Here is a 7282-nt window from a genome sequence, read left to right as displayed (position 1 = left end):
GCAGCCCGGGGGAGACGGCGTCGACGTCGAGCTCGTTCGGGTCCGCCGCGTGCACGCCCCGGACCACCGGCGTGACCAGCCGGGACAGCACGCGCGGCCCCATCCGGAACGCCACCAGCTCGCCGAGGCTGGCCTGGCTCCCGTCGCGCCGGACCGTGCCGGCCGCCGCCGGGAGCAGCCGGTCCGCGGTGGCTCGCAGCGCTCCGACCAGGCCGATCGTGCGCCGCACGTCGGGCGCCCAGGGATGCGCGGGGATGCCGAGCAGGCCGGTCCGGGGCAGTGTGCCGGCCCCGGTCGGGAGCTGGACCCACGCGCCGGCTCGCGATGGCGCGGTGATGGCGGCGCCCAGGCCGAGCTCGGTCGCGAGGGCGGCGACGATGCCACCGCGGGTCGCGAAGGAGTCCGCGCCCGCGTCGAGCTCGAGCCCGGCCACCGTGTGCCGGCCGACCGCGCCACCCGGCGCGCGCCACCCGTCCAGCACGACCGGCCGCAGGCCTGCCACGGCCAGCTCGCGAGCCGCGACAAGCCCGGCCACGCCACCGCCGACCACGACGGCGTCCAGCGCGGGCTCGGTCACCTCACGCGCCCAGCTCGTGCACCAGCGTGACGACCCGCGTGAGCACCGCGGGATCCGTCGTCGGCGGCACGCCGTGCCCGAGGTTCACCACGTGCGACGGCGCCGCGGCCCCCCGCTCGACGACGTCGCGCACGTGCGCCTCGAGCACCGGCCACGGCGCCGCGAGCAGCGCGGGGTCGAGGTTGCCCTGCAGCGGCACCGTCCCGCCGAGCAGCTTGTTCGCCTGGTCCAGCGGCGTGCGGTAGTCCACCCCGACGACGTCGGCGCCGACGTCGCGCATCGCGGTGAGCAGGTGCTCGGTGCCCGTGCCGAAGTGCACGACCTTCACGCCCAGGTCAGCGACGTGCGAGAGCGCGCGCGTGCTCGCCGGGGCGGCGTGTGCGACGTAGTCCGCGGCCGACAGCGCGCCCGCCCAGGAGTCGAAGAGCTGCACCGCGCTGGCCCCCGCGAGCACCTGCGCGCGCAGGAACGCGCCGGTCACGTCCGCGGCCCAGCCGGTCAGCGCGGTCCACGTCTCGGGGTCGGCGTGCATGAGCGTGCGGGCGGCCAGGTGGTCGCGCGACGGGCGGCCCTCGACGAGGTACGCGGCCAGCGTGAACGGCGCCCCGGCGAAGCCGAGCAGCGGCGTCGTGCCCAGCTGGGCGACGGCGAGCGCGACCCCGGCGCTGATCGGCTCCAGCGCCTCGGGGGTGAGCGGGCCGCGGTCGACGAGCCGGGCGACGTCGTCGGCGGTGCGCACGGGGGCGCCGAGCACGGGGCCGACGCCGGACGCGATGTCCACGTCGACCCCGGCCAGGCGCAGCGGGACCACGATGTCGCTGAAGAAGATCCCGGCGTCCACGCCGTGCCGGAGCACCGGCTGGACGGTGATCTCGCTGGAGAGCTCGGGGGTCAGGCAGGCCTCGAGCATGCCGGTGCCCTCGCGGGCCGCGCGGTACTCCGGCAGGGAGCGCCCGGCCTGCCGCATGAACCACACGGGCAGGCGCTCGGGGCGGTCGCCGGAATACGCGCGGACGACCGCAGAATGGGCCGTGCGGCCGTCGCGGAGCGGGTGAGTCAGGGGAAGGGTCACGGAGCAATTGTTACACCGCTATTGTGGGCCTGTTGAATTGGGGTGCCGTGGTGCTGCTGTCATTGATCGCCAGCCACCGTGACCTCGACCTCGAGCTGCTCGAGCGACTCAGTGTCGGTGCGCAGTCGGTGGGTCGGAGCGTCGCGGCGATCGGTGCTGCCCCGACCGGGGCGGTCGTGCTCGCCACCTGCAACCGCTTCGAGGTGTACGTCGAGGTCGGCGCGGGTCGCGACGCCGACACCGCGGTCGTCGAGACGACGGCGGTCATCGCCTCCGCGGCGGGCCTGCCGGTCGCCGACGTCGCCGCGAGCCTGCACGTGCTGCGCGGCCGCGACGTGCCCGCCCACCTGTTCTCGGTCGCCGCCGGGTTGGAGTCGATGGTCGTCGGCGAGCGCGAGATCTCCGGGCAGGTCCGCCGGTCCCTGACCGCCGCTCGCGCGGGTGGCACGACGTCCACCGGTCTCGAGCGCCTCTTCCAGACCGCGTCCCGCGCGTCGCGGGACGTCGGCACCCGGACCGGGCTCGGCGCTGCCGGCCGTTCGGTGGTCGGCGTCGCACTCGACCTCGCCGAGGCCGACCTGCCGGCCTGGCACGAGACCCGGGTCGTGCTCGTCGGCACCGGCTCCTACGCCGGCGCGAGCCTCGCCGCCCTGCACCGCCGCGGCGCGCGCGGGGTCCGGGTCTACTCCCCGTCCGGCCGGGCCGCCGGGTTCGCGCACTCCCGCGGCGCCGGCGTCGTGCCCGACGGCGGCCTTGCCGCCGCCCTCGCGACCACCGACCTCGTCGTCGCGTGCAGCGGAGCGGTCGGCGGCGTGCTCGACGCCGACATGGTCGCCGCGTCCCGCGCGGCCGGCGGCGGCCCGCGCGTCGTGGTCGACCTCGCGCTGCGGCACGACGTGCACCCGTCGGTCGGCGAGCTGCCCGGGCTGCGGCTGATCGACCTGGCCTCCGTCCGCGAGCAGGCCCCGGCCGAGCACTCCGAGCCGGTCGAGCTCGCGCACCGGCTGGTGGCCACCGCGACCGACGACTTCGAGGCCGGCCGCCGGGCCCGCGAGCACGACGCCGCGATCGTCGTCGAACGCCGGCGGGTGCTGGGCGCGCTGGAGAAGGAAGCGGTCCGGCTGCGCGAGACCGCGCCCGAGTCGACGTCGTCCGACGCCGGCGCGCATGCGGACGCCGATCGCGTCGTGCAGGCGCTGCGCCGCCGGACCCGCACGCTGCTGCACGGCCCGACCGTCCGCGCCCGCGCCGCCGCCCGGCGCGGCGACGACGAAGCGTTCGCGGCCGCGATCGCCGAGCTCGCCGCGATCCCGGCGCCCGCGCTGCCCGTTTAGGGAACTCCGCCCGGACCGGGCCCGCACGAATCACGAAATTGTGCGAGGAATGTCCGGAATCACGTTCTCTGTGCACCGCTATTTCATCCGCCCTTGGCTCGGGGTACTGGTGAATGCGCCTTAGGGTTCAGGCGTAGGTACGAATGCTGACCTATGCGTGTCCGGATTGTCCAGGGGGACTCGTGCCAAAACAGATGGCGGTGCTCGCTCCCGCTCGGTAGTCGCTGATATCGGCGATTTCATGGTCGATTCTCGGCGACCCGACGATCTGTTCTGTCACTTATATGTTCATCAGCAGGGGGAATCAACAACATGGACGCACCGAGCATCAACACCCGCAGGATCGCGACGCTCAGCGCGGGCTCGGTAGCCGTCCTGGCTGCTGGTCTTATGGTCTGGCAGGGTTCGTCCGCTGCTTTCACCGAGACGACGGGGAACAGCGGAAACACCTGGGCTGCCGGACACCTGACGCTCACGGATGACGACAGCGGAGCAGCGCGGTTCGTGCTCAACAACCTGGTGCCGGACCAGACGGGGAGCAAGTGCATCGTCGTCAGCTCGACCACGACGGTGCCCAGCGTGGTCAGTTCCTATGTCAAGAACCTGACGGCGTCACCGCTCGCCGACTACCTCACGCTGTCGATCGAGCAGGGCACCGGGGGGACCTTCAACAACTGTGCGGGATTCAATCCGGGCCCCGACGTGCCGCAGATCTATTCACTCAATGCGATGTCGACCACCTACACCGACTTCTCGAACGCCGCCACCACCTGGGCCACGACGGGAACGGATTCGCGGACATTCCGGGTGACCTGGAACTTCGACACCTCGGGTGCCAGCCAGGCGACGGTCGATGCTCTTCAGGGCGCGAGTACCGGCATCGACATCGTGTGGGAGCTGCAGAACAACTAGCACGATGAAAACCCGGGAGAACAGCGCGGAGTACCTCCATGTTGGTTGAGGCAGACACTGTTCGTTCCCGAACCCGAACCTTTCGCGAGGGCTGGGGATGGCTTCTACTGGGCGTCGTCGCTCGGGCATATCTGGTGTTTCTGGTGGCACTCGCTGCGTGCGCGCTGCTCCCGATGCTGACCGGGCTCTCGGGTGCGGTCGTGCAGAGCGGGTCCATGGAGCCGAAGATCAGCGCCGGGGACGTCGTGCTGTCCACGCCGTTTGCGTCCGACAAGGCTGCGCCGATCGGGCGTGTGATCACGTTCGAGGCGCCGGAAGGCTCGGCCACGAGCGGTCCCGTGCTGCATCGCCTGGTCGGAGCACACAGCGACGGGTCGCTCATCACCGCGGGCGACGCCAATGCGAGCGACGACAGTGCGCCGCTCGCGCGGCGCGACATCGTCAGTCAGGCCCGCCTGCTGGTCCCCGGAATCGGCCTGCCTGTCTTCTGGCTGAAGACCGGAGCGTTTTTCAAGCTCGGGATGTTCGTGCTGCTCACAGGTGCCGCGATCCTCCTCGACGTAGCCGGAGCGCCACGGCGACGACCGCCCACCGGGAGGCCGTCGACGGCCTCCCGTTCCGATCGCCGACGTCCGCTCGCCGCGGTCGGGGCAACGACTCTCGCGCTGGCGGGCCTGGTCATCCTCTCGCCGTTCGCGGCACCGCTCGGCGAGGCTGCGGCCGCCTTCACGGCACGGACCTCGAGCATCGCGAACTCCTGGACCGCCGCCCAAGCGACGAAGCTCGAGTTCAGCTCGTCGCCGTCGGACACCACGGCCGGGGTGTCCTTCGACACCCAGCCGATCGTGGAGGTCCAGGACGACGACGGCGCCCTGGTGACGCTGAGCGCCGCCGCCGTGACCCTGAGCATCACAACCCCTGCAGGCGCGGTGCTCAGCTGCACCGACAATCCGTCGTCCGCCGACTCGGGCATCGCCAGCTTCGACGGATGCATGGTCGACAGACCGGGCACCTACACGCTGACCGCAACATCGGGCACGCTCACCGGCGTGAGCACCAGCTTCACGATCGCGGCGGTGCCGGCCGACCGGCTCGCCTTCGTCGCGGTCCCGTCCAGCTCCGCCGCAGCGAGTGCGTTCGCGACCCAGCCCGTGGTCGAAGTCCAGGACGCCGACGGCAATACCGTCAGCGGCGGCGCCGAGCCGGTGACCCTGAGCATCACGACGCCCGCCGGCGCGATCCTTTCCTGTGCATCGAACCCGGTGAACTCGTCCGGAGGCGTGGCGACCTTCGCCGGATGCAGGGTCGACAGGGTCGGCGACTACACGTTGACCGCGATCTCCGGCTCGCTGACGAGCGCGGTGAGCACCAGCTTCACCATCGTTGCTGGACCACCCGCGAGGCTCGCCTTCGCGACCAGCCCGTCGAACTCCCCCGGCGGTGCCGCCTTCGGCACCCAACCCGTGGTGTGGGTCCAGGACGCCGGCGGCAATGTCACCACCGGAAACAACGCGGTTTCGTTGAGCCTCAGCAATCCGGCGGGCGCGGTCCTGACCTGCGCCCCCGTCAACGCCGTCGCCGGATCGGCGACGTTCGCCGGCTGCAAGATCGACAAGCAGGGCAGCTACACCCTGCTTGCCGGCTCGGCCGGTCTCGACTCGGCTACGAGCAGCGGTTTCACCATCACGGCGGGACCGGCCGCCAACCTCGCCTTCACGTCCGCACCGTCCAATACGGCCGTCGGAGGTGTGTTCGCGACCCAGCCCGCGGTTGCGGTGCAGGACCTCGGCGGCAACAGGGTGACCGGCAGCGCCGCGCCGGTGACGCTGAGCATCACGACTCCGGCGGGTGCCGTACTTACCTGCACCACCAACCCGGCCACTGCCGGCGCGGGTCTGGCGACCTTCGCCGGATGCCGGATCGACCAGGCCGGCGGCTACACGCTGACCGCGACGTCCGGTGCGCTCGCGTCGGCCGTGAGCAGCCCATTCACCATCGCCGCCGGCGCGGCCAGCAAGCTGGCCTTCACGACGAACCCCTCGGACTCGACCGGGGGTACCGCCTTCGGCACCCAGCCCACGGTGGCGATCCAGGATGCGGGCGGCGCCAACACGGCCACCGGAACCAACTCCGTCACGCTGAACATCACGAGCGCCGGCGGTGCGACCCTCACCTGCACGCAGAAGACCAAGCCAGCCACCGCGGGCGTGGTGAACTTCGCGGCCTGCAAGATCGACCTGGCCGGCAGCTACACGCTCACCGCGACCGCGACCGGGCTCACCAGCGCGGTCAGCAGCGTCCTCACCATCACCGTGGGAAATCCGGCAAAGCTCGCGTTCACGACGCTCCCCATCGGGTCCGGCGGTCTCGCCTTCAGCACCCAACCAGCGGTGGCCGTGCAGGACGCGGGCGGCAACGCGACCATGGGGACGAACGGCGTCTCCCTGACCATCTCCACCGGTCCGGTCGGTGCCACTCTCGCCTGTCCAGGGAAGAACGCAGTCGGGGGCGTCGCCACCTTCACCGGCTGCAGCCTCGACAAACAGGGCAGCTACCAACTCAAGGCGGCCTCCGGCGGCCTCGGGAGTGGTATCAGCGCCAACTTCACCATCACCACGGGGCCGGCCGCGAAGCTCGCCTTCACCACGTCGCCGGGAAATACCTCGGCCAACGGTGTCTTCGCCGCGCAGCCCGTCGTGAACGTCCACGACGCCGGCGGCAACCTCGTCACGGGGAGCGCGGCCTCGGTGACCCTGACCCTCACGGTTCCGGGCGGCGCGACCCTGTTCTGCACGACGAACCCCACAGTTGCTGCGTCCGGGATCGCCTCCTTCGCCGGGTGCAGGATCGACGTGGTCGGTACGTACACGTTGACGGCGAGCTCGAGCGGGCTCACCTCGACGGCAAGCACAACTTTCACCATCACGCCATAGGGCGCGCCGTTCGCGCCGCGGATGAATTGCATGCGCAAGTCTCCACGAGCGGAATCCTCGGCTGGGTTAAAAGGATCTCGGGTGGACGCTCGCGCGTTCGCGCGGGTTTGTCCGATCAGAGCGATTAGTCGATTTGATCACCAACGGCGAAAACGCCGGGTCGCAATTCGCGACGGCCTTTCGTCGCTGGACTTGCCGCAATGGACGTAACTTAAGGTCCACGCAGGCGGGCTCCAGAGGAGGATCCCCGCTCGGGGGCGACTGGCAGGGGGTCCTAAGTTGCGACCATTGGGGCTTGGCGGGTCGGGCCCGGTTGGTTCTCCGCGGCTCGGCCGACTCGGTGGGCTACGCGGCCTCGGGGGACCTCGGGGGCCAGTTTTGGGAAGGATGTGTGCACTGGGCGAGCCAAATCTTCCCAAAACCGGACTGCCCAAGCCTGCGCGCGGGCTCGGCA

Annotated in this window: 5 protein-coding genes; 3 read left to right on the top strand and 2 right to left on the bottom strand. The window is 71.3% G+C overall.

What is annotated here, in order from left to right; all coding sequences use genetic code 11:
• Both VIM26_RS05625 and hemE read right to left on the bottom strand, forming a co-directional pair.
• Positions 1-577: FAD-dependent oxidoreductase (locus VIM26_RS05625; RefSeq protein WP_331949366.1), on the bottom strand; the 577-nt coding region annotated here is incomplete at its 3' end.
• 1 nt (position 578) lies between these two features.
• On the bottom strand, positions 579-1649 hold the full coding sequence (gene hemE / locus VIM26_RS05620; RefSeq protein ID WP_331949365.1) for a uroporphyrinogen decarboxylase: 1071 nt from the start codon (positions 1647-1649) through the stop codon (positions 579-581).
• Between the two features lie 32 nt (positions 1650-1681).
• On the opposite strand from hemE, the gene VIM26_RS05615 reads away from it, so the two are divergent.
• The 3 genes from VIM26_RS05615 to VIM26_RS05605 all read left to right on the top strand — a co-directional run bounded on the left by VIM26_RS05615 (position 1682) and on the right by VIM26_RS05605 (position 6828).
• On the top strand, positions 1682-2983 hold the full coding sequence (locus VIM26_RS05615) for a glutamyl-tRNA reductase (RefSeq protein ID WP_331949364.1): 1302 nt from the start codon (positions 1682-1684) through the stop codon (positions 2981-2983).
• Positions 2984-3295: 312 nt separating this feature from the next.
• Positions 3296-3895 carry a hypothetical protein gene (locus VIM26_RS05610; protein WP_331949363.1) on the top strand — a complete coding sequence of 200 codons (600 nt, stop codon included), beginning with the start codon at positions 3296-3298 and terminating at the stop codon, positions 3893-3895.
• Between the two features lie 143 nt (positions 3896-4038).
• A complete protein-coding gene (locus VIM26_RS05605; protein WP_331949362.1) occupies positions 4039-6828 on the top strand; it encodes a S26 family signal peptidase in 2790 nt (929 codons plus the stop codon).
• Positions 6829-7282 lie beyond the last annotated feature (454 nt).

The sequence above is a fragment of the Pengzhenrongella sp. genome (genome assembly GCF_036565025.1).
GTDB lineage: Bacteria > Actinomycetota > Actinomycetes > Actinomycetales > Cellulomonadaceae > Pengzhenrongella.
Note: the sequence above shows the minus strand (reverse complement) of the source record. Positions and strands in the feature narration are given on the sequence as shown.

Excerpts from the sequence above, each read along its gene's own strand:
- VIM26_RS05610 (WP_331949363.1), top strand. The coding sequence starts at position 3,296 with ATGGACGCACCGAGCATCAACACCCGCAGGATCGCGACGCTCAGCGCG.